The following is a 223-nucleotide window of genomic DNA, read 5'->3' as shown; positions in this document are numbered from 1 at the left end:
AGACAACCTTAATCAATTCTCTTGATAGCATTAAATGCAGCCCTGCCTGAATTGCGCTTCGCTTAACAAGAAGCTCTGCTCCCCGGTGAGGAACTGCTGGATGAAGGCTTTTAGGCCCCCTAGGTACGTCACTGGTATGCACAAGAAGATAGTCATACGAAACTATCCTTTGTAGGTCCATTGCTACATTGTCCGCTGCATCCAATATGAACAGAGCACGAAA

1 protein-coding gene is annotated in these 223 nt (G+C 46.2%); it reads right to left on the bottom strand.

Annotated elements, in window-relative coordinates:
• Positions 1 to 214, bottom strand: a 214-nt coding sequence (locus NE584_RS19965) for an ABC-three component system middle component 2 (RefSeq protein ID WP_368670745.1), incomplete at its 3' end; no start/stop codon positions are given.
• Positions 215 to 223 lie beyond the last annotated feature (9 nt).

The sequence above is a fragment of the Clostridium sp. DFI.5.61 genome (assembly GCF_024462915.1).
Lineage (GTDB): Bacteria > Bacillota > Clostridia > Oscillospirales > Oscillospiraceae > Lawsonibacter > Lawsonibacter asaccharolyticus.
Note: the sequence above shows the minus strand (reverse complement) of the source record. Positions and strands in the feature narration are given on the sequence as shown.